Origin of the sequence: Methylobacterium sp. 285MFTsu5.1, from assembly GCF_000383455.1 — a bacterium.
GTDB lineage: Bacteria > Pseudomonadota > Alphaproteobacteria > Rhizobiales > Beijerinckiaceae > Methylobacterium.
On sequence record NZ_KB911301.1, the window covers coordinates 21,978 to 45,880 of the forward strand.

The window sequence follows — 23,903 nt, forward strand, 5'->3', positions numbered from 1 at the left end:
CGCGTCCGCCGGGCCGGAGCCTCCGTCCCGGCGCCTCGGGCCCTAGCGCTCGCGGTCGGCCCCGGAATCGGCCTGTTCGGGCGCGGTCATCTCCGGCGTCAGCAGACCGAGTTCGATCAGGAAGGCCGAAGTCGGTTCCAAGTAGACGCCGATCTGGATCGCATCCGGGTCCGAATGCGGCGTCACATAGGTGCGCCTCTCGTACAGCTCGGACTCGCCGCTCGCCAACAGGTCCCGCAACGCGCACCGGCGCATCCAAGAGATGATCCCGCGCGCGTAGGCGTCTTCGACCAGCTTGAATCCGCCGATCACGGCGTGTTCGAAATCGGGATCCGTTCGGATCACGACTCTGCGGGGTGTTTCCTGCATGTGTGTCCTGCGACGCTCTCGGATCCCGGCCAGCCGGCTCATGCTGATCTTGCGGCCGGCCGCCGAGGCTGACCCAGACTCGGACCAGTCCTGTCCAGGCGCAGAGCCCGCGCGGGCGTTTCCGTCGCCATCATTTGTGGTGCTCGGTGCTCGACCGAAGGACGTAGCACCCTGTCGCGGGCCGCCGCGCCCGCGGCTGAGGCCCCGCGGTCACATCGCTGCGCCGTGTCGTTCGATGTGCCGCACGCCTGCACGATTGCCGCGGAGCCGCCGGAGGGGCCGTTCGGTCGGGCGCTCCCCGAGCCGGCCGCGGTCCGAGCCGGCGGCCACGGCGATCCCGTCGCTCCGGCAACGCCGTCAGCGCGGGTGCTCCGGAACACGCCGGGCCTGAAAGCTTGAGCCTACATCGGGATCACACCGCGACGACAGTCGCGAGCCCGATGGAGACGACGATGACCTGGACGAACCGCATCACCATAGCCGCGACCCTCATCGGCGGCGCGATCGCGCTGGTGACTTACGCGCAGGCCCTGAGTCTGCCGACGCACTTCGCCTGAGCCCGCCTGCCGGGGGAGCGCCCCGCGCCGCTCCTCCGACGCCGTCGTGACGGCCACCGTCGCGTTGAGACTTATCGCGCAGCCCACGATCGGGCCGCCTCGCTTCGTCCGAGGGGCGCCTGGCGGACCGCTCTGAGCCGCTCCGGGCCGCGCCGTCGGCGCGCGCGGTTCTCGGCAGGATCGGCCACGATCGCCCAGGATCGGGCGCCGGACCGCGTCGGCGCGGACGCGCCCGCCCCGCTTGCCGGGCCCGCCCTTTCTGCGTTTCAAGGCCGTGACCCCTGGACGTGGCCCGGCCGGCGATGGAACTGAAGTGGATCGAGGACTTCCTCAGCCTCGCCGAGACCCGTAGCTTCTCACGCTCGGCCGAGGCGCGTCACGTCACGCAATCGGCGTTCAGCCGCCGCATCCGCTCCCTGGAGGTCTGGCTCGGCACGGCCTTGCTCGACCGAAGCACCTACCCGATCACCCTCACGGCGGACGGGCGCCACTTCCTCGAGACCGCCGAGGAGGTGGTGCGCCTCCTCACCCTCAGCCGCGCCGACTTCCGCAACCGCAGCGAGCGGTCGAGCCTGCCCGTCGTCGCCATCACTGCCCTGCATTCGCTCTGCCTCTCCTTCCTGCCGCGCTGGCTCGGCACGCTCCGGGGCGAGCTCGGCGCGATGAGCAGCCGCGTGCTGCCGGAGAACTTCAACATCTGCCTCCAGGCCCTGGTCGAGGGCGGCTACGACCTCATGCTGACCTATCACCATCCGGGCATCCCGATCCCGCTCGGGCCCGATCGCTTTCCCTGCCTCGTCGTGGGCCAGGACAGCCTCGTGGCCGTGGCGGCGCCGGCGGATCTCCCCCGCGACCGGGAAGGCCGCCTGCCGCTCCTGCAATATTCCCGCGGCTCCTTCCTGGGCCGGCTCGCCGCCATCGCCCAGGCCCGGGAGGGCGCGCCCGCGACCTATCCGGTCCACACGAACGAGAACTCGATGGCCGAGGCCCTGCGGTCGATGGCGCTCGCGGGACACGGGGTCGCGTGGCTGCCGAGGAGCCTCGTGGCCGGCGAGATCGCGGCGGGCGCGCTCGCCATCGTCAGCCCCGAGATGTCGATGGAGATCCGGCTGTACCGCAGCGCGGAGCGGGCCCGGCCGTTCCTAGAGGCCGTCTGGTCGGCCGCCGCCGCGGATTCGAAGAACTATTCCGGTTCGGAATAGTTCTGGTCGCAACTAGCATTGGCGGCCCGCCGGCACCGGGACTATCAGACGCCGGCCGGTCAGGCGCGGCCGCCCGTGAGGGCGGGGCGACTGGCGGCGACCCTTCATCGCGCACCGTCGAGAGCGTCGACGCCCCCTCACGCGGGCCGGTCGCTCACGCGCAATCGTCCGCCCAACCGTCCTGCCCTACGGCGCGCCGGATCGCTTCCGCGCGCGAGGAGAGAGCCGTGTCCGAGATCGCTTCCGCCGCCCCGACCCGCACCGAGCACGACCTCCTGGGCGACCGCGAGGTTCCGCAGGCGGCCTACTGGGGCATCCATACCCTGCGCGCGGTCGAGAACTTCCCGATCACCGGCACCACGCTGGCCACCTGCCCGGACCTGATCCGGGCGCTCGCGGCGATCAAGCAGGCGGCGGCGCTCGCCAACCGGGAACTCGGCCTGCTCGATGCGGCGCGCTGCGACGCGATCGTCGCGGCCTGCGAGGAGATCCGGGCCGGCGGCCTGCACGATCAGTTCGTGGTCGATCTCATTCAGGGCGGGGCCGGGACCTCGACCAACATGAACGCCAACGAGGTCGTGGCCAACCGCGCGCTCGAACTGCTCGGCCACGCCCGCGGCGCCTACGGGCAGCTGCACCCGAACGAGCACGTCAACATGGGCCAGAGCACCAACGACGTGTACCCGACGGCCCTCAAGATCGCCGGCATCGGCGCGATCCGTCGGCTCGTCGCCGCGATGGCGTCGCTGCGCGGCAGCTTCGAGGCCAAGGCCGCCGAGTTCTCGGACGTGCTCAAGATGGGCCGCACCCAGCTGCAGGACGCGGTGCCCATGACGCTCGGCCAGGAATTCGGCACCTACGCGCGCATGCTCGGCGAGGACGAGGCCCGGCTGGGCGAGGCCGAGCTGCTGATCCGCGAGATCAACATGGGCGCCACCGCGATCGGGACCGGCATCACCGCGCATCCCCTCTACGCGGCCGCGGTCCGCGCGCGGCTGTCCGAGATCACCGGCATCCCGCTCGTCACGGCCGAGGATCTGGTCGAGGCAACCCAGGATTGCGGCGCCTTCGTGCAGGTGTCCGGCGTCCTCAAGCGGGTGGCCGTGAAGCTGTCCAAGACCTGCAACGACCTGCGCCTGCTCTCCAGCGGTCCGCGCGCGGGCTTCGGCGAGATCAACCTGCCGGCCCGGCAGGCCGGCTCCTCGATCATGCCCGGCAAGGTCAATCCGGTGATCCCCGAGGTGGTGAACCAAGTGGCGTTCGAGGTGATCGGCAACGACGTGACGATCAGCTTCGCGGCCGAGGCCGGCCAGCTGCAGCTCAACGCCTTCGAGCCCGTGATCGCCTACAGCCTGTTCCGCAGCTTCGCGCATCTCGAAGCCGCCTGCCGCACGCTCGATCTCCACTGCGTGCGGGGCATCACCGCCAACCGCGAACGGCTGCGCGCCAGCGTCGAGCACTCGATCGGGATCGTGACCGCGCTCAACCCCTATATCGGCTACCGCAACGCGACGGCCGTCGCCATGGAGGCGCACGCGACCGGCCGCGGCGTCTACGACCTCGTGCTCGAGAAGGGGCTGATGGCCCGCGCGCAGCTCGACGCGGTCCTCCGGCCCGAGCGGCTGACCCGCCCGCAAGCCCCCGATCCGGTCATCGCCCGGGCCGTCGCCGGGGCCTGATCCAGAATCCGGGATCCGCGCCCGCGACGCCAGCGGTCGGGTCCCGCACGCCGAACAACACGATCCCATGGGAGGACAACGGATGACGCACGCCGATACGGACCCGGATTCCACGACATCGCGCTCGGGCCGGCTCACGTTCTATACCGGGCTCGGGCTGGCACTCGGCATCCTCGTCGGCGCCGTCCTCCACGGACTGGCGGCCGGACCCGACGAGGCCAAGGCGTTCGCGGCGCACTTCACCCTCGCGACCGACATCTTCCTGCGTCTGATCAAGATGATCATCGCGCCGCTCGTGTTCGCCACCATCGTGGCCGGCATCGCGAGCTTCGGCGACGCCCGCTCGGTCGGCCGGGTCGCCGCGCTGGCCATGGGCTGGTTCGTCACCGCCTCGGTCGTCTCGCTCACCCTCGGGCTCCTGACCGCGAACCTGTTCCAGCCGGGCGCGGGCCTGGGCCTGCCGCTGCCCGACGCGGGGGCGCAGACCGGCCTGAAGGCCGCCTCGCTGAACCTGCGCGACTTCCTCGTCCACGTCTTCCCGACCAGCATCGTCTCGGCCATGGCCGGCAACGAGGTGCTGCAGATCCTGGTCTTCTCGATCTTCTTCGGCTTCGGTCTCAGCACGATCGACCGGCGCTACAGCGAGCCGATGGTGCAGCTTCTCGACGGCCTCGCCCGCGTGATGTTCAGGGTCACCGACACGGTGATGCGGCTCGCGCCGATCGCCGTCTTCGCGGCCATCGCGGCGGTCGTCACCGTCCAAGGGCTCGGCGTCCTTCTCGATTACGGCAAGTTCATCGCCAGCTTCTACGCGGGCCTGTCCCTGCTCTGGCTGCTGCTGATCGGTGCCGGCTGGGCCGTGCTGGGCCGCCGCGTGGTGGAGCTGCTGCGCCTGCTGCGCGCCCCGATGATCCTCGCCTTCTCGACGGCGAGCAGCGAGGCCGCCTTCCCGCGCACCGTCGAGGTGCTGGAGCGCTTCGGGGTGCGCCCGCGCGTGACCGGGTTCGTGCTGCCGCTCGGGTACTCGTTCAACCTCGACGGCTCGATGATGTACCAGGCCATGGCCGCCCTGTTCATCGCCCAGGCGTTCGGGATTCACATGGGCTTCGGCGAGCAGCTGACGATGCTGCTCGTCATGATGGTGACGAGCAAGGGCATCGCCGGCGTGCCGCGGGCCTCGTTGGTCGTGGTCGCCGCCACCGTGCCGATGTTCGGTCTCCCGGCCGCCGGCATCCTGCTGATCATGGGCATCGACCAGATCCTCGACATGGGGCGCACCGTCACGAACGTCCTCGGTAACGGGCTCGCCACCGCGGCGGTCGCCAAGTGGCGGGGTGAGATCGCGGGTGGCGTCCGGGAGGTGAGCGCGGAGCCCGCGGGGCCGCGCCTCGACCTCGCCGCGCGGCCCGCGACCGGCGCCGCCCGCGCTTGACGGGGCCGCCGTGGCCCGCTCGATGGCGGACGGGATCGCGCCGCTCGCCGCTGTCACGGACCGCTCCGGGCTCTGAGAGGCGACCGCGCCCGGGCACCGCTCCGGGCGCGGGGGCGCGGCGGCAGGGGCCGTGCCGGCCGGGTCCGGTCTGTCAGGTTCCGACCCGGAGCGGGGCTGTGAGCTTGCGCAGGTAGGCGATGACCGACAGGGCCGTGATGCGGCCCGTGCGGGGGTTCTCGTCGGTCAGGACGTTCTCGATGTCATCGCGAAGCGCGCGGCGTCGGCCTCCACCTCGATGCGGTGCGTGTTGCGCTCCAGGCCGGGGTCGGCCCAGATCTCGAGCTCGGTCCGGTCGGGACCGATGCCGGCCAGCGAGAGCGCGACCGCGACGTTGAAATTCGCCGGGAAGCCGCGGGCCGCCTCGCGGGGGCTGCCGGCAAAGATGCGCATCGGCTCGGTGATGCCGCCGATCTCGATGCCGTTCTCCGCGAGGTAGGGCGCGCCGACGAGGCCGCGCACGGGCTTGCGGGTGATCATCCGCACCGTGCGGATAGTACCCTCCGCGGCGGCCGTCACGGCGTCGAGGCCGAGCAGCGCGCCGGTCGGGACGACGATCTGACCGCCGTGGGCGCGGGCCGTCGCCACGAGGTCCTCGTGATCGAGGAGCGCGCCGCAGCTCAGCACGATCGCGGTCTTCCCCGCCGCCACGAAGGGCCGCACGATCGCCGGGAGATGCTGGGACGGCGCGCATTCCAGCACGATGTCGGCCCGCGGCTCCAGGGCGTCGAACGCGGTGACGACCTCCGGCGGCTCCGCGAGCGCCGCGAGGGCGGCCCGGGCTCTGGCGGCATCGTGAACCGCGACGGTGGTCAGCCTCAGCCCCGATATGGCGCCCGCATCGAGCGCGCGCCACGGCCAGCCCGACGGTGCCGAGGCCGGCGATCGCGATGCGACCGCCGCGGATGGGCGACCTCGGGGCTTCCTGCAGCGGCATGTCGGGTATCCGTTCATCGGGGCCGGAGCGGCCGACCGCGCCAGCCCTCTGCATCGGCCATGCCGGGGGGGACGCGCCTCAGCCCTCGCCGCGGGCATCGCGCGGCCGGACCGCGTCGCCGCGCAGGGCGCGCGCGGTCCGCGCGACGTGTCCGACGCCGACGTCACGGTCGTCGATCCGGTCCAGGGCGCCATCGACGTCCCCCGCGACCCTGCCGCGCTGTTCCACGGCGCGCCGCTGCGCCGAGGCGAGGCGGTCCGCCTTCATCTCGAGGTGCCTCAGGCACGCGCACCGCAGGAGCGAGGCGAAATTGCGTGCCTCACCGTGGAGAGCGAGCACTTCGTCGTAGAGAAGCGTCACGAGGCGCGGAAGGGTCATGCCCTGAGCGGCGGCGATGTCCTCGAGCACGTTCCAGAACATCACCTCGATCCTGATCGAGGTCGAGTGTCCGCCGAGCCGGATGGAGCGGGTCTCGCCCTCGTAGTCGGCGGACGGCATCCCCGAGTACAGATTGCACATGTCCACCCCTGCGATCCGCGCCGCTCACCCGCGGCGACCGCCCGCGCTTCCCCGGGATGAGGAAGAATAATGCAGCGCGCGCCCGTTTCCACTGCCTTCCGGGCTCTGGCATAACGCGCTCCGCGGATCGTCGCGGGCCCGCTCCGCAGTAGCATGATACTACCACCGCACGCTGGAGCGGCTCTAAGTTTCCGCTCGGCGGGACCCCTCGGGGCCGTCGGCCTCGGGCCTCGACAGGGGGGATCATGCGCGACATGTCCGACATGCCCGAGCGGATCCCCGCGATGATCCGGGTCCGGGACGCGGCGCGCTCCGCGCGTTTCTACCGGGCCACCTTCCGCCTCGACACCGCCGACCGGCCCGGCTTCGAAACCTTCACCCCGATCGATCTCGCGCATGCCGCGTCCGGTCTCGCGTCGGAGCTGACGGTCAACACGGGCCACGACGGCGCCTGCGGCCTGGGCGTGGGGGCCGCCCGGGGCACGGCGCGCTCCTGCTTCATCGACGACCCGGACGAGCACAAGATCGAGGTGCTCGCCCGCGGTTGGCGCTTCGCCTGATGACCCGCGACGGCCCGCCATCGGCCGCCGCGGCACCGGCACGACCGACACGGACAGGGGAGGACGGGATGAGGATGCAGGAGACGGGCGCACAACTGTCCCGCCGCGGCTTCCTGGGCGCCGCGGGCTCGACGCTGCTCGCGGTCGCGGTCATGCCGGACGGCAGCGTGACCGGGCGGGCCTGGGCGCAGATGCCGAAGGCGACGAAGCCCGAGACCTTCGCCTCGCTCGTGCAGATGTCGCGCGACTGCTACCCGCACGACCGCGTCGCCGACAGGTACTACGCCGCCGCGGTGCAGATCCTCGACGACGCGGCGCGGACCGCTCCAGGAGAACTGACGCTCCTCGAGGACGGGATGGCCGCGCTCAACCGGGCGGCCGTCGAGAGGCACCGCCTGCCCTACGCCAAGGTTCCGCAGGATACGGACCGGGCAGCCCTCCTCGAGACCATCGAGCCGACCCCGTTCTTCCAGAAGGTGCGGGCCAACCTCATCGTCGGTCTCTACAGCCAGAAGGAGCTGTGGCCGATCTTCGGCTACGAGGGCGCCTCCTTCGACAAGGGCGGCTACCTGGAGCGCGGCTTCGACGACATCGACTGGCTCTGACGGCGGCCCGGCGCCCGCGCCGACGGCCGCGCGCGACACGCATTCACCGCTCGGTCCGACCATCCCGCGCGAAGACGGGACGGGGCCGATCCGCGGCAGGAGGAAACCATGTCAGCTCCCTACGACCTCAGCGACGGCTCCGTCTTCGTCATCGTCGGCTCGGGCGCCGGCGGCGGGACCCTCGGGACCCAGCTCGCGCTCAAGGGCATCGACACCGTCATCCTCGAGGCGGGCGACCGGCACGAGACCTTCGACTTCGTCAACGACGAGTGGGATTCGTTCGCCCAGCTCGCCTGGAAGGACAAGCGGCACGCCACCGGGCCGTGGCCGATCGCCAAGACGTTCCCCAACCTGCCGGCCTGGATCGTGAAGGCCGTCGGCGGCTCGACCGTGCACTGGGCGGGCGCGTCGCTGCGCTTCCAGGAGCACGAGTTCAGGACGCGCACGCATTACGGCGCCGTGAAGGGGGCCAACCTCCTCGACTGGCCCGTCGACCTCCCGGAGATGGACCCCTGGTACGCCATGGCCGAGAACCGGATGGGCGTCACGCGCACCAACGGCATCCCGGGCCTGCCGGGCAACAACAACTTCAAGGTGCTCGAGGCCGGCGCCCGCAAGATCGGCTACACGGAGGTGCATACCGGCCGGATGGCCATCAACTCCGAGCCGCGCGACGACCGCGCCGCGTGCATGCAGCTCGGCTTCTGCTTCCAGGGGTGCAAGTCGGGCGCGAAGTGGTCGACGCTCATCGCGGAGATCCCGAAGGGCGAGGCCACGGGCCGGCTCGAGGTCCGTTCGGGCTGCCAGGTGCTGCGGATCGAGCACGATCCCGGCGGCAAGGTCACCGGCGTGGTCTACGCCGACAAGGACGGCGTCGAGCACCGGCAGAGAGCGCGGGCCGTCGCCGTGGCCGGCAACTCCATCGAGAGCCCGAGGCTGCTCCTCAATTCGCACTCGGCGAAGTTCCCCGACGGTCTGGCCAACGCGTCGGGGCAGGTCGGGCGCAACTACATGCGCCACACGACCGGTTCGGTCTACGCCATCTTCGAGAAGCCGGTCCACATGTACCGCGGCACCACGATGGCCGGCATCGTGCGCGACGAGGCCCGGCACGATCCGAGCCGCGGCTTCGTCGGCGGCTACGAGCTCGAGACGCTCTCCCTGGGCCTGCCCTTCATGGCGGCGTTCCTCGACCCGCAGACGTGGGGCCGCGACTTCACCGGCGCCCTCGACAAGTACCGGAACATGGCGGGCCTCTGGATCGTGGGCGAGGACATGCCCTGTTCCGACAACCGCATCACCCTGTCGGACGACACGGATGCCTACGGGATGCCGGTCGCGTCGGTCCATTTCGCCGACCATCCCAACGACGAGGCGATGCGCGAGCACGCCTACAGGCAGGGCAGCGCCCTCTACGAGGCCGTCGGCGCGGTCCGCACCATCCGCACCCCGCCCTATCCGTCGACGCACAACCTCGGCACGAACCGCATGAGCGAGAAGCCCCGGGACGGCGTCGTCAACCGCTTCGGCCAAGCCCACGATGTCGAGAACCTGTTCGTCTCGGACGGCTCCCAGTTCACGACCGGCGCCGCGGAGAATCCGACCCTCACCATCGTCGCGCTGGCCCTGCGGCAGGCGGACCACATCGCCAAGCGGATGAGTCGCGGCGAGATCTGAGCGCGGATCCTGCGCCCGCATCCGGCCGGCGCAGGCGATCTCCGCGATCTCCGCGACCATCGCGATCGCGCTTACCGCGCGGGTCCGCGGAAAGCTCGGCTCCCGCCCCCGGCGTCAGTGGAGGTGAAACTCGCTGCCGACGGCCCGCAATTCCGCGGGCCTGATCAGGCGGCTGTGGGCCACCTTCACCGAATGCAGCGGCCCATCGAGGGCGCCCTGCCAGAAGGCCAGGAAGCGCTTCAGCTCCGGGAAGACGGGGAAGAGATCGTGCTGCTGCCAGATGAAGGTCTGGAGCAGGTGGGGATGGTCGGGCAGGTGATACAGGATCTCGGCTGTCGTCAGGCTGTAGCCTTCCAGCTGACGACGGAAGGCGGTCGAAACGCTCATGGCGGCCCCTCCTGCGCGCATCGTGAGAGTGACCCACGACGAAGCAAGAAAGTTGCCGGCTGAGCTGTTAACAAACGCCGAATCGCCCGCGATCTCAGTCGGTTAGCACTCAGAGCGGACGATGGCTGCCAGAGCGGTTCGGGGTCGCGCGCACGCGCGCGCTGCACCGAGGTCGGGCCGCGTATGACGGGCTCGGCGACGCTCGGTTCCAGCGCCCGGACCGCGAGCCGGCCTCTCCGTCGCCGGATCTGATCCTGTTCAGGACCCAAGCGTCTCAAATATTGCGCGTCTTCGAGCAATGAAAATAAATATTACTGCAGTCGAGGCATCGCTCGTGAAGCGTCTGCCGCGCCGATGTCATTCCTCCACCGTCGCGTGGGCGGCGAGGAAATCGACGAAGCTTCGGATGCGCAGCGCCAAGCGCGCGTGGCCGACATAGAGGACGTGGACGTCCTCGGCATCGCCGGGGTTGAACGCCTCCAGCACCGGCACGAGCCGACCGGCCGCGAGATCGGCCGCCACATGGAACCGGGCAAGGCGGGCGATCCCGGCGCCGCCGAGCGCCATCAGGCGCACCACCTCGCCGGAATTGCCGTAGAAATTCCCCTGGATCGGCCGCTGGTTGAGACCGGCTCCGACGCGGAACGGCCAGGTATCGAGGGAGCGGCGGAAGCTGAAGTTGAGGCAATTGTGCGCCGCGAGGCCGTCGGGATGCTCCGGGACACCTTCCCGCGCGAGATAGGCGGGGGCGGCGACCACGATCATCCGGCTGCGCCCGAGGCGTCGGGCCCGCAGGCGGGTGTCGCGGAGTGGGCCGATCCGGATCGCGACGTCCGCCTGCGTGGCGGGCAGGTCGATCACCTCGTCGGTCAGGGCGAGATCCAGGCTCATCCGCGGGTGCTGCGCGAGAAAGCGCGGCAGGACCGGCAGGACGACGTGGGTCCCGTACGGGACCGAGGCGTTCACCCGAAGCCGCCCGCTCGGCTCGGCGGCGGTCTGGGTGAGGCCCCGCTCCATCGCGTCGAGTTCCGCCATCAGCTCGGCGGCCCGCTCGCGATAGGCCTCGCCTTCCGGGGTCAGGGTCAGGGATCGGGTCGTGCGCCGGAGCAGCGCGACCCCGAGGCGCGCCTCGAGGCGGGCGACGGCCCGGCTCACGGCGGAGGGGGTTTGCCGCAGGGCCTTGGCGGCTGCCGCGAAGCTGCCGCACCGCGTCGCCTGGAGGAACGCCTCCATGTCCCCGAGCCGGTTGTCCATCGCGCCGCCACTCGTGCATCGAAGTCACGATCATCGTGCCGCGATGCCTGCTACTCAGCAATCCGGCGGCCGTCCATCTCCTCGGGACCGACACGGCAACGAGGACGAACCGTCATGGATCTTCAGCTCACGGGACGAAGCGCCCTGGTCACCGGCTCGACCGCCGGGATCGGTCTCGCCGTGGCCAAACGGCTGGCCGCGGAGGGCGCGGAGGTCATCATCGCGGGGCGCCAGCAGGCCAAGCTCGACGCGGCCGCGGCCGCGGTCGCCGCGGCGGGCCGCGCGCGCGCGATCCTGGCCGATCCCGCCACGGCCGAGGGCGCTGCCGCGCTCGTGCGCGCGGCCCCCGCGGTCGACATCCTCGTCAACAATCTCGGGATCTACGAGGCCAAGGCCTTCCCGGACATCGCCGACGACGACTGGCACCGCCTGTTCGCGGTCAACGTCGTGTCGGGGGCCCGGCTCGCGCAGGCCTATCTCCCGGGGATGCAGGCGCGCGGCTGGGGGCGCGTCCTGTTCGTCTCGAGCGAGTCCGGGATCGTGCCGCCGCCCGACATGATCCACTACGCCGTGACCAAATCGGCCCAGCTGACGATCGCCCGCGGACTCGCCCAGCTCACCAAGGGCAGCGGCGTCACCGTGAACACGGTGCTGCCCGGGCCCACGCGCTCCGACGGGATCGGCGATTTCCTGAAGAGTGTCGCCTCCGATCCCGACCTGTCGCCCGAGGCGATGGAGGCGGAGTTCTTCCGGCTCCATCGGCCGCTGTCGCTGATCCAGCGCCTGATCGAGCCGGACGAGGTCGCCGCCATGATCGCCTACCTGGCGAGTCCCCTCGCCGCCGCGACCAACGGCGCTGCGCTCCGGGTCGAGGGCGGGATCGTGCCGACCGTCGCCTGACCGCCGAGGCCAGCGACGCGGAGACGGGCGCGCGGCGCGGGCCGGATACCGGCGCGGGGAGCGGGCGGCGCGAAGGGCGGGCGATCCCCGACCTCTCCCCGACCTCTCCCCGGCCTATCCCCGGCCGGTCCGCGGCTCTTCCCCGGCCAACCGTCCCGGCCCGATCACGTTCCGGTCGAGCCTGAGCAGGAGCGTCACCGGGAGGAGACCGATCATCACGATGAGCACGGCGGCGACGGCGCCGTCCTCGTACGTGCCGCGCGCCGCCTCGCCGTAGAGATGCGTGCTCAACGTCTCGACGTTGAGGGGACGCAGGAGCAGCGTCACCGGCAGTTCCTTGGCGATGTCGACGAAGGCGAGGAGGCCGCCGCTCAGCACCGCGGGCCAGGCCAGCGGCAGCTGCACGGTGACCAGCGTGGCGAGCCGACCCCGCCCGAGCACCCGCGCGGCGTCGGGGATGGTGCGCGGGATCCGCGCGAAGCCGGCCTCGCTGGCGCCCACCGTGACGGTCAGGAAGCGCAGGGCGTAGGCGATGACGAGGGCGGCGCCGGTCCCGAGTCCCACCCGTGCGGTCGTCAGGCCGGCCTCGAACAACCCGGCCTCGACCAGCGCCAGAGGACCCAGGAGCCCGACCGCCAGCACGGTCCCGGGCATGGCGTAGCCGATCCCGGCCGCGCCGATGAGCAGGCGCCCGGCCCGGGCGCTCAGCAGGGAGGGAACGGCCGCCACCGCCAGGCCCGCCAGCACCGTCACCGCCGTGGCGAGGCCCGCGTAGTAGACCGTGTTGAGGGCCTGGGCGGCGAGCGTGTCGGGCAAGCCGCTCGCGTCGATCCGGCGCCACGCCTCGAGGCCGAGAGAGCCCGCCGGCACCAGGAATCCGATCGCGACGGGGGCCGTGCCCAGGGCCAGGGCCGCCCCGGCCCGCCAGCCGTCCAGCCGGCGGCGCGCGCCGGCCGTGTGGCGGCGGGCGCCCCCGGCATAGCCGCGGCCGGCCCGCGCGAGCCGTTCGAGGCCGACGACCGCGACCACCGCGGCCAGCATCACCAGCGCGATCTGCGCGGCGCCGGGCAGGTCCGAGCGGTTCACCCAGGTGGCGTAGACCTGCACCGTCAGCGTGCGCACCCCCAGGAACTCGGCCGCGCCGACATCGTTCAGCGCCTCCATCAGGGCGAGGCCGGTGCCGAGGGCGATCGCCGGCCGCGCGAGCGGGAGGGCGATCCGCAGGAAGCTGCGCCACGGTCCGGCCCCGAGCGTGCGCGCGGCTTCCAGCAGCGAGCCGGCCTGCATCAGGAACAGCGCGCGGGTCGGCAGATAGACGTAAGGGTAGAGCACGAAGCCGAGCAGCAGGCTGCAGCCCGGCAGCGAGCGCAGGTCCGGCAGGGCGAGATCGCGCGGGCTCGACAGGCCGAGCAGGCCCCGCAGCCCGACCTGGAACGGCCCGAGCGGGTGCAGCAGGTCGAGATAGGCGTAGGCGACCACGTAGGTCGGCATCGCCAGCGGCAGCAGCAGGGCGGCCTCGAGGAGGCGCCGACCGGGGAAGTCGAACGCCGCGACCAGCCACGCCGTCGCGGTCCCGAGCCCGATCACCAGGAGGCCGACGCCCGCGAGCAGCAGGGCGGTGTCGCGGATCGCCTGCGGCAGCACGTAGGCGGCGAGGTGCGGCCACAGCTCGCCGCCGCCCTCGGACGCCGTGAAGCCCAGGGAGATCACGGGCGCGAGCAGCAGCGCCGCCAGGGCGACCGCCCCCGCCCAGCCCAGAGAGCGGGTCACCGACATCCGGCCCGGCTCGAACTCAGTTGTCGAAGCCGACCTTGTCGACGAGCAGGCTCGCCGCCTTGCGGTTGCGGGCGATCTCGACGAGCGGCGTCGGATCGACGCTCAGCGGACCGAGTTCCGCGAGCAGCGGCTCGATCGGGGCGCCGGCCTTCACCGGATACTCGTAGTCGACCTTGGCGTAGAGCGCCTGCGCGGCGTCGGAGACGAGGTACTCGAGGAGCTTGACCGCCTGGTCGCGGTTCGGCGCGTTCTTGGCGACGACCGCCCCCGACACGTTCACGTGCGTGCCCCCGCCCTCGAAGGTCGGCAGCACGACCTTGATGGCCGCGCCCCATTTCTGCTGGTCCGCCCCGCCGCGACCCGAGCGCATCAGTCCGACATAGTAGGAATTGCCGAGGCCCACCTCGCAGAGGTCGGCCGCGATGTCGCGGGCCACGTCCCGGTCGCCGCCCGTCGCCTTGCGGGCGAGGTTGTCCTTCACGCCCCGCAGCCACGCCTCCGTCTTCTCCGCGCCGTGGCGGACGAGGAAGGCGGCGATCAGGGCGGTGTTGTAGGGATGCTGGCCCGAGCGCAGGCACACCTTGCCCTTCCAGCGCGGGTCGGCGAGCGATTCGTAGGTCGCGGCCGCAAGATCGTTCAGGCCCGTGTCGGCGTAGAGCACGCGCGCGCGCATCGAGAGGGCGAACCAGCGCCCGTCGGCGCCGCGCAGGGGCGCCGGCACGGCCGCTTCGAGCACGGGCGAGCGCACCGGCTGGGTCAGGTCGCGGTCGACGAGTTCGATCAGGTTGCCGATATCGACCGTCATGAGGACGTCGGCGGACGAGCGCGCGCCCTCCGCGGCGACCCGCTCGGCCAGCCCCTTCTCCACGAAGACCGTGTTCACGGTGACGCCGCTCTGCGCCGTGTAGGCGTCGAGCAGCGGCCGGATCAGGCCCGGCTCGCGGGTGGTGTAGAGGTTGACCTCGGCCGCGTAGGCCGGTCCGCCGAAGCAGAGAGACAGGCACAGGCTCGCCCAGGCTCCGGTTCTGCAGACGTCCAACATGATAAACCCCGTTCGTCGAGCGACGAGCCGGTGCTATACAGTAAGAATGCGCCCTGCAAGGCGGATTTATTTAGATATATTCTAATTACAATCTGACAACACTTGGACTCCGTCCGGCAGCGGGAAGACGTGGGCGCGCCCGGGCAGCAGCTCGATGCCGACCTGCTCGCCCGGGACTTCCTCCGGCGGGAGGTCGAGGCGCAGCGGCGCGCCGAGGCCCGCGACCGCGATGTCCAGGCGCAGACGCGGCCCCGCGAAGGCCCGGCCCAGGATCCTGGCCGGCACCCCGGCGCCCGCCGGCCCGAGGCGGATCGCCTCCGGGCGCAGGCAGACTTGGACCGCGCCCTCCGGCACGGCGTCGGGCCGGGGCAGCGTGCCGAGGGGTGTCGCGACGTGGCCGTCGACGGCGCGGCCCGGAATCTCGATGATCTCGCCGAGCGCCCGGGCGGCGAACGGCGTCGCCGGCGCGGCGTACAGCGCCTCGGCGCTGCCGCTCTGGACGATCCGACCCCGGTGCATCAGGACGATGCGGTCCGCGCAGGCGACCGCCTCGGCCGCGTCGTGCGTGACGAGGATCGCGCCGATGCCGTCCCGCCGCAGGACCGCCAGGGTGTCGGCGCGGACACGCTCGCGGGTGCCGGCATCGAGGTTCGAGAACGGCTCGTCGAGGAGCAGCACCCGCGGACGCGGGGCCAGGGCCCTGGCGAGCGCCACCCGCTGCGCCTCTCCGCCCGACAGCGTGCCCGGATAGCTGTCGGCGCGGTGTGCCAGCCCGACCTGATCGAGGCGCTCGCGGGCGATGTCCCGCGCGTCCGCGCCGCGGAGATGGGCGAGGCCGAAGCGGACATTGGCCAGCACGGTGAGGTGGGGAAACAGCGCGTAGTCCTGGAACATCAGGCCCACGCCGCGGCTCGCGGGCGGCGCGTTGCGGCCGCGCCCGGCGACGCGGCGATCGCCGAAGGCGATCTCGCCCGCGTCCGGCGCGTCCAGGCCGGCGATGAGCCGCAGCAGCGTGCTCTTCCCGCAGCCGGAGGCGCCGAGCACCGCCAGGATCTCGCCCGGACCGAGCGTCAGCGACACGTTGTCCAGCGCCAGCGTCCGGCCGTAGCGTCGGCTCACGCCCGACACCGCGAGTTGCCCCGCGGCGGGACTTGAACCGGCGCCGGGCGACGCGTCGGTCGGAGAAGTCTTGCGGCGTCGAAACACGGGCAGGAGATCCGGCGGGCGACGGGCCCTCGATCGAGAACGGGTGGAGTCACCGTTCTCATCCGGCCCTCCGGCACGGCGCGGCCCGCCGGGCGGTGCGGCTCCAGGGTGTCGTTGGTTGGGCCGCCCCGGTACCTGACGTCCGGCTGTCTCGGCCCCGGTCTCCGGCGCCGCGGGTCCGGGGGGCGTAAGAAGGCTTGCCGGTGGGTCGTGCCCGGAAGTCCTGCCCGCGAGACTTGCCGCGGGGGCGTGTCCTCCCGGCTGCGCGGCCACACCGTATCGGTCGGCTCAGCACGCGACACGGCAGACGGTGCACGGCGCAATCGGTCATCGACGCGCCGGGAGCCGCTCTTGCTGAAGGACAGCGTTGTCCGGTCGATCGCGGCTCGGTGCTGACAGGTCAGGCGCGCGGAAATCCCGCGCTCTGCATTCATCAAATCAATCGAATTTGAAAGGTCATGGCAGCACTATTGAATTGGTTCGATGCCATACTCCTCGCGTGCGGTGGGGGACATCATGCGCGCGTGGCTGGTGGCAGGTGTGGCGTTCTCTACACTTGTGGGTAGCATCGACACCGTCGAGGCGCGCGGGCGCGGGCGTCTGTTCTTCGGGCGGTCGTCGACGGCGCAGCGACCCGCGTCGCCTCCGTCTGTCGCCGCGACCGACACGGCCCCGAGCGGCCGTGCCGGCTACCGTCCCATCATCGCGATCGCGCCGGCCCCCATCGTTGCGGCCGTTCCTGCGGCGGCCGCGGCAGCGGTGGCGAACATGCCGGCCGAAGCGCGCGAGCCGGAGCTTCGGCCACAGCCCACCCTCCTCCGCCCGCCGCCCGAAACGCCGCGTGTCCAAGCGGTGCGCGCCGTCGCCCCGAGTTGCGAGACCGGGAGGCGCGTCGGCGGCGTCGACAGGGCGGAAGCCGGCTTCTGCCTGATCAACTAGGTGTTTGATCCCGCCGGTCGATCCCTCAGCGGTCCAACTCCGGGTCTGGCCGGGGATTACTGCGCGCGTCCCGGCCCGTCTCTCAAGCCGAGCCGCAGAGCCCGCGCGAACAGGTCGCTGAGCGTGATCCAGTCAGCACCGTCGATCCGCCAGCGCGCGCAGTCGTCATCCGGCTCGACCGTGTACCCGCGGCACCGAAGCACGGCGACCGCGTCGAGCACCGGGTCATCCCCTTCGCCCAGGTGGGCATCCTCTCGGTCATGGGCGTGGGTCAAGGCTGACGCTCATCACATCCGCGAGTTGAAAGAGGAGGTCGCCCACGACACCGATCGGCAGCAGGACGCAGAACTCACTGTCGTCGGGCGACCGCAATCGGATCGCCAGTGTGCCGCCGCCGTCGATGACCTCGACCGAGCGCACCGCCGCAGCGCCCAGCACGTAGGGGACCGCGCTGTCCGAGACCGTCATCCTCGGAGGCCGATCACGCGATTTCCATCTCGAGCGCAACGTCGGCCAGATAGGCCGCGATGCGCGCGCTCGCCCGGGTGTCCGACGCTTCGATGATGAGGCCGGCGCCGCCGGGCAGGACGTCGTAGCGCCGGAGAACGGATTCGGCCTTGAGCGCCGCCTCGCGCTCCGAGGTCGCGCGCAGGACGCGCCGATCGCCCTCGATGCGGATCAGGATGCGGAAGGGAGCGCGCTTCATGCTGGGACCGCCTCGGCCATCTGACCCGCGCCGTCGCGGCTCGATGGGTCAGTTACGGCGAGGCTGGCAAAACCGTTCCGCGACGGAGCGGGGGGAGAGTGAGGGGGACGTCGACCGCTTCGTGGAAGCCCGAGTGACGTTCAGGACGCCCGAGATCGGTCGGTATCTCGAACGGCATCCGTTTCACGCAGCCCTGACATTGGTCAGAAGCCGAACAGGGACGCGGTATGGGCGCAGGCGACTAACCTCTGAGGCACGTGCTCATGAACGCCTTGCGCTCGGCGCCCTTGAGGCTCTTGGCCGAGGCATCCGCATTGCAGCTCTTCATCTTCATCTGCTGCGGCGTCAGCTCCTTGGCCGGCGCGGCGCTCTTTCCCGCGAGGCAATCTGCCATGAAGCTCTTGCGGGCGGCGCCCGACAGCCGTTGCGTCCCAGCATCCACGTTGCAGGATTTCATCCGATCCCGCTGCGCGGTCTGAGCCGCCGAGGGTGCGGGGGCCTGCGCTCGGACGGACACCGTGCAGGCGAAGACGAGGGCCGAGGCGAGAGCGAGCGTACGCACGGTGGAGGACCTCCGGTGATGCGGAGAACCCTAGCGACCTGCGGTTGTACGAGCCAGCGTCAGTGCCGCGTCTGTCCCATCAATTCGCGGCGATGTCTCGCCACCGCCGTCGTCGAATGGTCACGAGGCTATGCCTTCGTTCGCCGAGCCCGATGTCTCCAGAGGTCCTGGTGCGCTCTGTCATCTGCGCCCTCGCTGGCATCACGCTCGTTCTCATCGCGCCGGTCGGCCGTGCCTTGGCCGAACCGGCCGCGGATCCGCTGGCGACGGCCGCGCGGGTCGCCGCGGAGGGCCTCGCCATCGGTTCACCCTCCGGCGCAGGCGGCGATCCGCAGACCTCGGTCGCTCAGCCCGTGTTCTCGGCCGGTCGCGCGGCGGAGGTCACGACCTCGTTCCAGCCCCTCCTCGGGGCCGCCGGCGATCCCGGCGGGTACCGCGCCTTCCTGGAGAGCCGCGGGATCACCTTCGGCCTGATCAGTGTGGCCGAGACCTACCGCAACCTGCGCGGCGGCCTGCGGCGGGGCTCCACGGGCCTGACGCTGCTCGATCTCGACGTCGATGTCGATCTCGACACGCTCGCCGGGTGGAAGGGGGCGACGGCCCACGCCACCGTCTACCAGATCCAGGGCAGCGGAGCCTCCCGCAGCCGCGTCGGCAACCTCATGACGATCAGCGAGATCGAGGCCCTGCCGGCTTCGCGGCTCTCGGAGCTGTGGCTGGAGCAGAGCCTGTTCGACGACAGGCTGTCCGTCCGTGTCGGCCAGCTCTCCGCCGACACCGAGTACATGGTGAGCCAGACCAGCATCCTGTTCACCAACGGTACCTTCGGCTGGCCGGAGATCTTCGCCGCGAACATGGTGGACGGAGGGCCGGCCTATCCGCTCTCGGCGCCGACCGTCCGCCTGAAGTACGTCCCGACGCCCGATCTCTCGTTCCAGGCGAGCGTGATCGACGGCACACCCGGCGGCGGCCGTCCCCGCTCGGGCGTAGACCCGCAGCGCCGCAATCCGAACGGTATCCGCTTCCCCGTCTCCGACCCCCCGCTCGTCATCGCCGAGGTCGCCTACGCCTACAACACCCGTCCGAGTTCCGAAGGCCGGCCGGGCACCGTCACGCTGGGCGGCTGGCACCGCTTCGGCCGCGTCGATGCCCTCACGCCGGATCCGGTGAGTGGCCTCGATCGGAGGGTTTCGGGCAATTCGGGCCTCTACGGGCTCATCGACCAGACGATCTACCAGGAGCCGGACGATCCCAACGACGGCGCCAGCGTCTTCCTGCGTGCGTCCGTCTCGCCGGGGGACCGCAATCTCGTGGACCTCTACATCGACGGCGGCATCGCCTATCGCGGCCTGATCCCCGGACGGTCGGACGACACGCTGGGCCTCGCCGTCGGCATCACCCGCATCTCCCCGGCGGCACGCCGGCTCGATGTGATCGCCGCGCTCCAGAGCACGACACCCGCACCGCGCCGGAGCGCCGAGATCTTGCTCGAAGCGACCTATCAGGCCGTGCTCGCGCCCGGCATCGCCCTGCAGCCGACCGTGCAGTACGTCGCCCATCCGGGTGGCGGGATCGCCAATCCGCGCGATCCTGACGGCAAGCGGGTGCGCGGCGCCGCGGTGTTCGGCCTGCGTGCCATCACCCGCTACTGAGGTGAACGCGGCCCGCTTGCGTGCCCCCGCGCGCGCCGAGCGCGTTCCGGTCTCGGGAGGAGCGCGGCGCGTCGGCGCGACCTCACGTCCGCGGGTGCGGCGCGTCGCGCGCGGGAAGCCGCCTGTGTGGCCGCGGTATCGGAACGCCCCGTCGGCTGACGGGTTTGTGAGCCGGCAGAAGGGGTCAGGTGAAGGTAGCGGTATGGCATCGATCCGGGAGATCGCGGACACGCTGAGGAAGATCGCCGCGCCGGGCATGAAGCCGAAGGCGATCCGTTCCGCCATCCGTGAGCGGCATCCGGAGGCGAGCAAGAAGGAGATCGTCCGCGCCGCGTTCTACGCCGTGACAGAAGGGGCGACCGCCGCTGAGGGTGCGACCGCGGAGCTTCACGACTTCGCGCTGGCTGAGCGCATCGCCGAGGACAACGCGGACGTGGTCTTGAAAGCGAGCAAGCGCAAGAGGAAGAAGCGTTCGTCGGACGCATCGGACCGATCGCTGGCGCACTGAGCAGGGCGCGCATCGTCCGGTTGCTGCACGCTGGAGATCCGCTTCCGGGAGACGTGCCGATACGCTCTGACGGCAGGGTCGGGTCGGTGGGAGGCCGTCCGCCTTTGCAGCGGTCGCGCTCCACAGCGGCCACTCCGCTCTCGGCCATATTTCGTCACGCTGGATCGACGTCGCGCGCAGAACCGGACATTCGACTTGGCGCCCAAGTCGGTCATTCATTCTGTTTGAAGAACGGCCGGTAAGCAGACATTTCAATTACCAAGGTCTGTGATGGCTGGGTTCAGGCACCGACGGTTTTGAGGATGGTTGCGAAGCGACGGGCGCCGGTCAGGCGCGCTGTGTCGACGACGGTGCGGATGGCGGTCTCGCCCTCGGCCGCTCACATGGCCCGGTCACCGTTGGTCACCTTCCGTTGCACGACGGCTGGACGAAGCAGCCGCTCCGAACTGTTGTCGGTCGGCCCGACCTTTCCGGGATAGGCGAGAAACACCAGGAGCTGATCGCGGGCGCGGCTGATCGTGGCCTGCAGCTCGCGGGTCAGGTCATAGCGGCTCGGCGTGGCCAAGATGGCACCGAATTGCCGATCCAGGCTCCGGCGCTGGGCTGAAAGCGTCGAGGCGGCGAGATCCACGACGTGTTCGGCCAGGGCGAACACGTCTCCCAGCCAGAGTTGCAGGCGCCAGGGTACGGGGTCATCGCTGACCTCGACAACGTAGGCGATGTCGAGGGCCAGATGCGCCAGGTGGGTCTGGTGTTCATCCGCGTGGCCTTGTTGGGCGGTATAGCGGTCCGAGTCCACACTGTGGGCCGGTGCCCCTCCATCATCTCCCGCACTACGACGGCGCCGCAAGTCGGCGAAGTCGTGTGCACCACGGCCGCAGCTGAGTGGAACAGCCAGTGGTAAGCGTTCGCGCCTTCGATCCGCACGCCGGTCTCGTCGCAGGCGATGACCTCGGCCCGGCGCCGGGGGCGCGATGGCCGCGTCACAACCGGACAGGAAGCAGCCCTGCGCGCGGCGGAGCAGGTTCATCAACCCGCCCTGGCTGAGGGTGAGGCCGAACAGGTCGGAAAGCGCCGCCTACAGCCGTTCGTACGAGAGCGCCTGTAAGGTCCTCAGGTACGTCGCCACCGCATGCAGCCGCGGACCGAACGGGGTGCCGCGAGTTGCTTCGGCCGATGGCGCGATCACGCGCGTCCCGCAACTCGGACAACAAACGGCAAAGTGCTGGCGCTGCGTCACGATCGGTGCCACCGCGGGCAGCTCGATCTGCTCGGCGACGCTGATGACCTCTGCCGGAAGAGCGGCATGCAGGCTGGCGCCGCAGCACGCACACGCCTGGGAACGACGCGGGACGATTGTATCGGGATCATCGCTCAGCACCCGGCTGTGACCCTCGTGAGGGGGCTTGCCCCGCTGGGCTTGGAGTGCGCGCGCTGCTCCTTGCGATCCGTCACGGGCGGCTTGGATGAGGTGCGCGAGGTCTTGTCCGGTTGCTGCAGCCACAGCACCACCTTATCCTGAGTCTGTCGAAGGATCGATCAGTTCCTCGCGGCTCAGCCATTCCAGTTCGCTGCGGCCCATCTCACGAAGAAGTCAGCAAAATCCGTCCCACGCAAGGGCCTGGGCAATTGCCAGTCACTAACGCTGCATTTATCGATCTGCGTCAAGGATACGACACGTATTTGCGGTATCTCAGATAGGATTTGATAGCTTTCGTAGTCAAACGGCCGACGACTTCCAGCAGCCAATGCCGCGTTCAGAAATCTGCGACTATATTGGAGGCGCTTCTTCCGTCGTCACATGGAACGCGACGAGTTCGTTGGGTCCAAAGGTCAGCGTCAACGGGACGTCCGCGGCGTCTCGACCATAGGCGATCAGAATCCGACCGATGCGTGAGCTGTTGTTGCGCGGATCAAACGTGTGCCAGCGCCCGCCGAGAAAAACCTCCATCCAGGCAGCAAAATCGCCGGGCGCATGGGGCAGCGGCAGACCGATGTCGCTGACATAGCCGTTGCAGTAGCGTGCCGGGATGTTGAGACACCGGCAGAACGCAATCGCCAGATGCGCATAATCACGGCAGACGCCCCGCTGCTCCTCGAATGCATCGAAGGCCGTCCGCGTGGCTCGCGCATGCTCGTATCCGAAGGTAATTCGATCATGGACGTAGTCGCAGATCGCCTGCACACGCTCCCAGCCCGGTGGCAGGTGGCCGAACAGATCCCAGGCGATCGATGACAGACGATCGGTCTCACAGTACCGACTGCCGAGGAGGAACAGCACCGTATCCGACGGCAACTCCTCGATTGCGGTCTCCCGAGCGTCGAAGGCCGCCGGGTCGCCGCCGCCGGGGTCCCGCACGATCGTGTCGGTCCGCAGCGTGAAGCGGCCAGCCGGGGCAACCATGCGGCTGCACCAGTTCCCGAAACTATCGCGATAGCCCTGGACCGGTACAGCGGGGCTCGTGATCAAGTAGTCGGGTCGTTCGAGATCCGAGAAGCGCGATGCGTGGACGTTAAGCGTCGCGATGATGGGGGTGGGCTGCAGGAACTCGTAGGTCATCTTGCCGCCGACGAGAATGCGCATGTGCGTTGCCCTCAGGAGCGACTTCGGGATCGGCCGCCGCCGCGGCCTCCCGCGTCCCGGGCCGCCTCACGGCGCGAGACGCGGGTCTCGATCGCGATGACACGGCGCCGATGTTTGGGAGCTCTCCGGTCGGGCGCTTCCGCAGGACCGGAACGGGGCCAGTCCGTGCATCCCGGCCCGCGTGACGTGCCCCCGACGAGCCGGCGTCCGGCTCGTCGGGCATCACCGGAACTGGTTTGGTAGCTCAGAAGTCCATGCCGCCCATGCCGCCCATTCCACCACCGCTCGGCATCGGGGGAGCCTCCTTCCGCGGGGCCTCGGCGATCATCGCCTCGGTGGTCACCAGAAGGCCGGCCACCGAAGCCGCCCCCTGGATCGCCGCACGGACCACCTTGGCCGGATCGACGATGCCGGCCTGAAGCATGTCGACATACGCTTCGGTCTGGGCGTCGAAGCCGAAGGTCGAAGACGCATCGGCCAGGATCTTGCCGACCACGATCGAGCCCTCGACGCCCGAGTTCTGGGCGATCTGGCGCAGCGGCGCCTCGAGCGCCTTCAGCACGATCTTGATGCCGGCCTGGACGTCGGGGTTGTCGCTCGAGAGCGCCTGAACAGCCGCCGTGGCGCGCAGCAGCGCGGTGCCGCCGCCGGGGACGATGCCTTCCTCGACCGCCGCGCGGGTGGCGTTCAGCGCGTCGTCGACGCGGTCCTTCTTCTCCTTCACCTCGACCTCGGTCGCGCCGCCGACGCGGATCACCGCGACGCCGCCCGCGAGCTTGGCCAGGCGCTCCTG

At 70.6% G+C, this 23,903-nt stretch carries 22 protein-coding genes and 3 pseudogenes; 10 read left to right on the forward strand and 15 right to left on the reverse strand.

Annotation, left to right across the window (positions count from 1 at the left end):
* Nucleotides 1-42: 42 nt before the first annotated feature.
* Nucleotides 43-369, reverse strand: a complete 327-nt coding sequence (locus H288_RS0128165; protein WP_128083354.1) for a hypothetical protein — start codon at nucleotides 367-369, stop codon at nucleotides 43-45.
* Between the two features lie 859 nt (nucleotides 370-1,228).
* Between H288_RS0128165 and H288_RS0128175 the strand changes: the two genes are divergently transcribed.
* The 3 genes from H288_RS0128175 (at nucleotide 1,229) to H288_RS0128185 (ending at nucleotide 5,239) form a co-directional block, all read left to right on the forward strand.
* A complete protein-coding gene (locus tag H288_RS0128175) occupies nucleotides 1,229-2,128 on the forward strand; it encodes a LysR substrate-binding domain-containing protein (protein ID WP_020095923.1) in 900 nt (299 codons plus the stop codon).
* A 227-nt stretch (nucleotides 2,129-2,355) separates the two neighbouring features.
* The gene (aspA, locus tag H288_RS0128180; RefSeq protein WP_020095924.1) at nucleotides 2,356-3,807 is read left to right on the forward strand and encodes an aspartate ammonia-lyase; all 1,452 of its coding nucleotides are present in this window, start codon (nucleotides 2,356-2,358) and stop codon (nucleotides 3,805-3,807) included.
* Between the two features lie 82 nt (nucleotides 3,808-3,889).
* Nucleotides 3,890-5,239 carry a dicarboxylate/amino acid:cation symporter gene (locus H288_RS0128185; RefSeq protein ID WP_020095925.1) on the forward strand — a complete coding sequence of 450 codons (1,350 nt, stop codon included), beginning with the start codon at nucleotides 3,890-3,892 and terminating at the stop codon, nucleotides 5,237-5,239.
* A gap of 151 nt (nucleotides 5,240-5,390) precedes the next feature.
* On the opposite strand, the pseudogene H288_RS32965 reads toward H288_RS0128185, so the two are convergent.
* Together H288_RS32965 and H288_RS36110 are read right to left on the reverse strand one after the other, a co-directional pair.
* Nucleotides 5,391-6,233 (reverse strand): annotated as a pseudogene (locus H288_RS32965) (aspartate dehydrogenase).
* Between the two features lie 279 nt (nucleotides 6,234-6,512).
* A pseudogene (locus H288_RS36110) lies at nucleotides 6,513-6,752 on the reverse strand (ribbon-helix-helix domain-containing protein); the annotation flags it as partial.
* Between the two features lie 254 nt (nucleotides 6,753-7,006).
* Here H288_RS36110 and H288_RS0128200 point away from each other — a divergent pair.
* The 3 genes from H288_RS0128200 to H288_RS0128210 all read left to right on the forward strand — a co-directional run bounded on the left by H288_RS0128200 (nucleotide 7,007) and on the right by H288_RS0128210 (nucleotide 9,594).
* A complete protein-coding gene (locus H288_RS0128200) occupies nucleotides 7,007-7,312 on the forward strand; it encodes a hypothetical protein (protein ID WP_020095927.1) in 306 nt (101 codons plus the stop codon).
* Nucleotides 7,313-7,380: 68 nt separating this feature from the next.
* Nucleotides 7,381-7,917, forward strand: a complete 537-nt coding sequence (locus tag H288_RS0128205; RefSeq protein WP_026605360.1) for a hypothetical protein — start codon at nucleotides 7,381-7,383, stop codon at nucleotides 7,915-7,917.
* Nucleotides 7,918-8,025: 108 nt separating this feature from the next.
* Complete coding sequence (locus H288_RS0128210; RefSeq protein WP_020095929.1) at nucleotides 8,026-9,594, forward strand: GMC family oxidoreductase; 1,569 nt, start codon at nucleotides 8,026-8,028, stop codon at nucleotides 9,592-9,594.
* Between the two features lie 114 nt (nucleotides 9,595-9,708).
* Here the strand turns inward: H288_RS0128210 and H288_RS0128215 are convergent, their stop codons facing one another.
* Nucleotides 9,709-9,981 (reverse strand): usg protein, encoded by a 273-nt coding sequence (locus H288_RS0128215; RefSeq protein ID WP_020095930.1) that lies wholly within the window; start codon nucleotides 9,979-9,981, stop codon nucleotides 9,709-9,711.
* A gap of 357 nt (nucleotides 9,982-10,338) precedes the next feature.
* Nucleotides 10,339-11,235, reverse strand: coding sequence for a LysR family transcriptional regulator (locus H288_RS0128220; RefSeq protein WP_020095931.1), 897 nt, complete (start codon nucleotides 11,233-11,235; stop codon nucleotides 10,339-10,341).
* Between the two features lie 114 nt (nucleotides 11,236-11,349).
* Here H288_RS0128220 and H288_RS0128225 point away from each other — a divergent pair, with 114 nt between their 5' ends.
* Entirely contained in the window at nucleotides 11,350-12,135 is a 786-nt protein-coding gene (locus H288_RS0128225) for an SDR family oxidoreductase (protein ID WP_020095932.1), read from the forward strand.
* Nucleotides 12,136-12,249: 114 nt separating this feature from the next.
* Here H288_RS0128225 and H288_RS0128230 read toward each other — a convergent pair whose 3' ends face one another.
* From H288_RS0128230 to H288_RS0128240, 3 genes are all read right to left on the reverse strand, one after another.
* Nucleotides 12,250-13,911 (reverse strand): iron ABC transporter permease, encoded by a 1,662-nt coding sequence (locus H288_RS0128230; protein ID WP_020095933.1) that lies wholly within the window; start codon nucleotides 13,909-13,911, stop codon nucleotides 12,250-12,252.
* Between the two features lie 16 nt (nucleotides 13,912-13,927).
* Nucleotides 13,928-14,953 carry an extracellular solute-binding protein gene (locus H288_RS0128235; RefSeq protein ID WP_020095934.1) on the reverse strand — a complete coding sequence of 342 codons (1,026 nt, stop codon included), beginning with the start codon at nucleotides 14,951-14,953 and terminating at the stop codon, nucleotides 13,928-13,930.
* An 81-nt stretch (nucleotides 14,954-15,034) separates the two neighbouring features.
* Nucleotides 15,035-16,072 carry an ABC transporter ATP-binding protein gene (locus H288_RS0128240; RefSeq protein ID WP_103986244.1) on the reverse strand — a complete coding sequence of 346 codons (1,038 nt, stop codon included), beginning with the start codon at nucleotides 16,070-16,072 and terminating at the stop codon, nucleotides 15,035-15,037.
* A 603-nt stretch (nucleotides 16,073-16,675) separates the two neighbouring features.
* Between H288_RS0128240 and H288_RS0128245 the strand changes: the two genes are divergently transcribed.
* Nucleotides 16,676-17,098 (forward strand): hypothetical protein, encoded by a 423-nt coding sequence (locus H288_RS0128245; RefSeq protein WP_128083460.1) that lies wholly within the window; start codon nucleotides 16,676-16,678, stop codon nucleotides 17,096-17,098.
* A gap of 56 nt (nucleotides 17,099-17,154) precedes the next feature.
* Here H288_RS0128245 and H288_RS0128250 read toward each other — a convergent pair whose 3' ends face one another.
* The 4 genes from H288_RS0128250 to H288_RS0128265 form a co-directional block, all read right to left on the reverse strand.
* Nucleotides 17,155-17,373, reverse strand: a complete 219-nt coding sequence (locus H288_RS0128250; protein WP_020095937.1) for a hypothetical protein — start codon at nucleotides 17,371-17,373, stop codon at nucleotides 17,155-17,157.
* Entirely contained in the window at nucleotides 17,357-17,566 is a 210-nt protein-coding gene (locus H288_RS0128255) for a hypothetical protein (RefSeq protein ID WP_020095938.1), read from the reverse strand. Before H288_RS0128255 ends, H288_RS0128250 begins: the two co-directional genes overlap by 17 nt.
* Before the next feature lie 13 nt (nucleotides 17,567-17,579).
* Nucleotides 17,580-17,804, reverse strand: a complete 225-nt coding sequence (locus tag H288_RS0128260; RefSeq protein WP_020095939.1) for a hypothetical protein — start codon at nucleotides 17,802-17,804, stop codon at nucleotides 17,580-17,582.
* Nucleotides 17,805-18,045: 241 nt separating this feature from the next.
* Nucleotides 18,046-18,366 (reverse strand): PsiF family protein, encoded by a 321-nt coding sequence (locus tag H288_RS0128265; protein ID WP_026605361.1) that lies wholly within the window; start codon nucleotides 18,364-18,366, stop codon nucleotides 18,046-18,048.
* Between the two features lie 170 nt (nucleotides 18,367-18,536).
* Between H288_RS0128265 and H288_RS0128270 the strand changes: the two genes are divergently transcribed.
* Both H288_RS0128270 and H288_RS0128275 read left to right on the forward strand, forming a co-directional pair.
* Nucleotides 18,537-20,018, forward strand: a complete 1,482-nt coding sequence (locus H288_RS0128270) for a carbohydrate porin (protein ID WP_234083210.1) — start codon at nucleotides 18,537-18,539, stop codon at nucleotides 20,016-20,018.
* Between the two features lie 202 nt (nucleotides 20,019-20,220).
* Nucleotides 20,221-20,526, forward strand: coding sequence for a hypothetical protein (locus tag H288_RS0128275; RefSeq protein ID WP_020095942.1), 306 nt, complete (start codon nucleotides 20,221-20,223; stop codon nucleotides 20,524-20,526).
* A 280-nt stretch (nucleotides 20,527-20,806) separates the two neighbouring features.
* On the opposite strand, the pseudogene H288_RS32975 reads toward H288_RS0128275, so the two are convergent.
* From H288_RS32975 to H288_RS0128300, 3 genes and pseudogenes are all read right to left on the reverse strand, one after another.
* Nucleotides 20,807-22,108, reverse strand: a pseudogene (locus tag H288_RS32975) (IS66 family transposase).
* A gap of 189 nt (nucleotides 22,109-22,297) precedes the next feature.
* Entirely contained in the window at nucleotides 22,298-23,110 is an 813-nt protein-coding gene (locus tag H288_RS0128295; RefSeq protein ID WP_020095946.1) for a transglutaminase family protein, read from the reverse strand.
* A gap of 244 nt (nucleotides 23,111-23,354) precedes the next feature.
* Nucleotides 23,355-23,903 (reverse strand): TCP-1/cpn60 chaperonin family protein (locus H288_RS0128300; protein ID WP_026605363.1); only part of this gene is annotated, 549 nt, incomplete at its 5' end.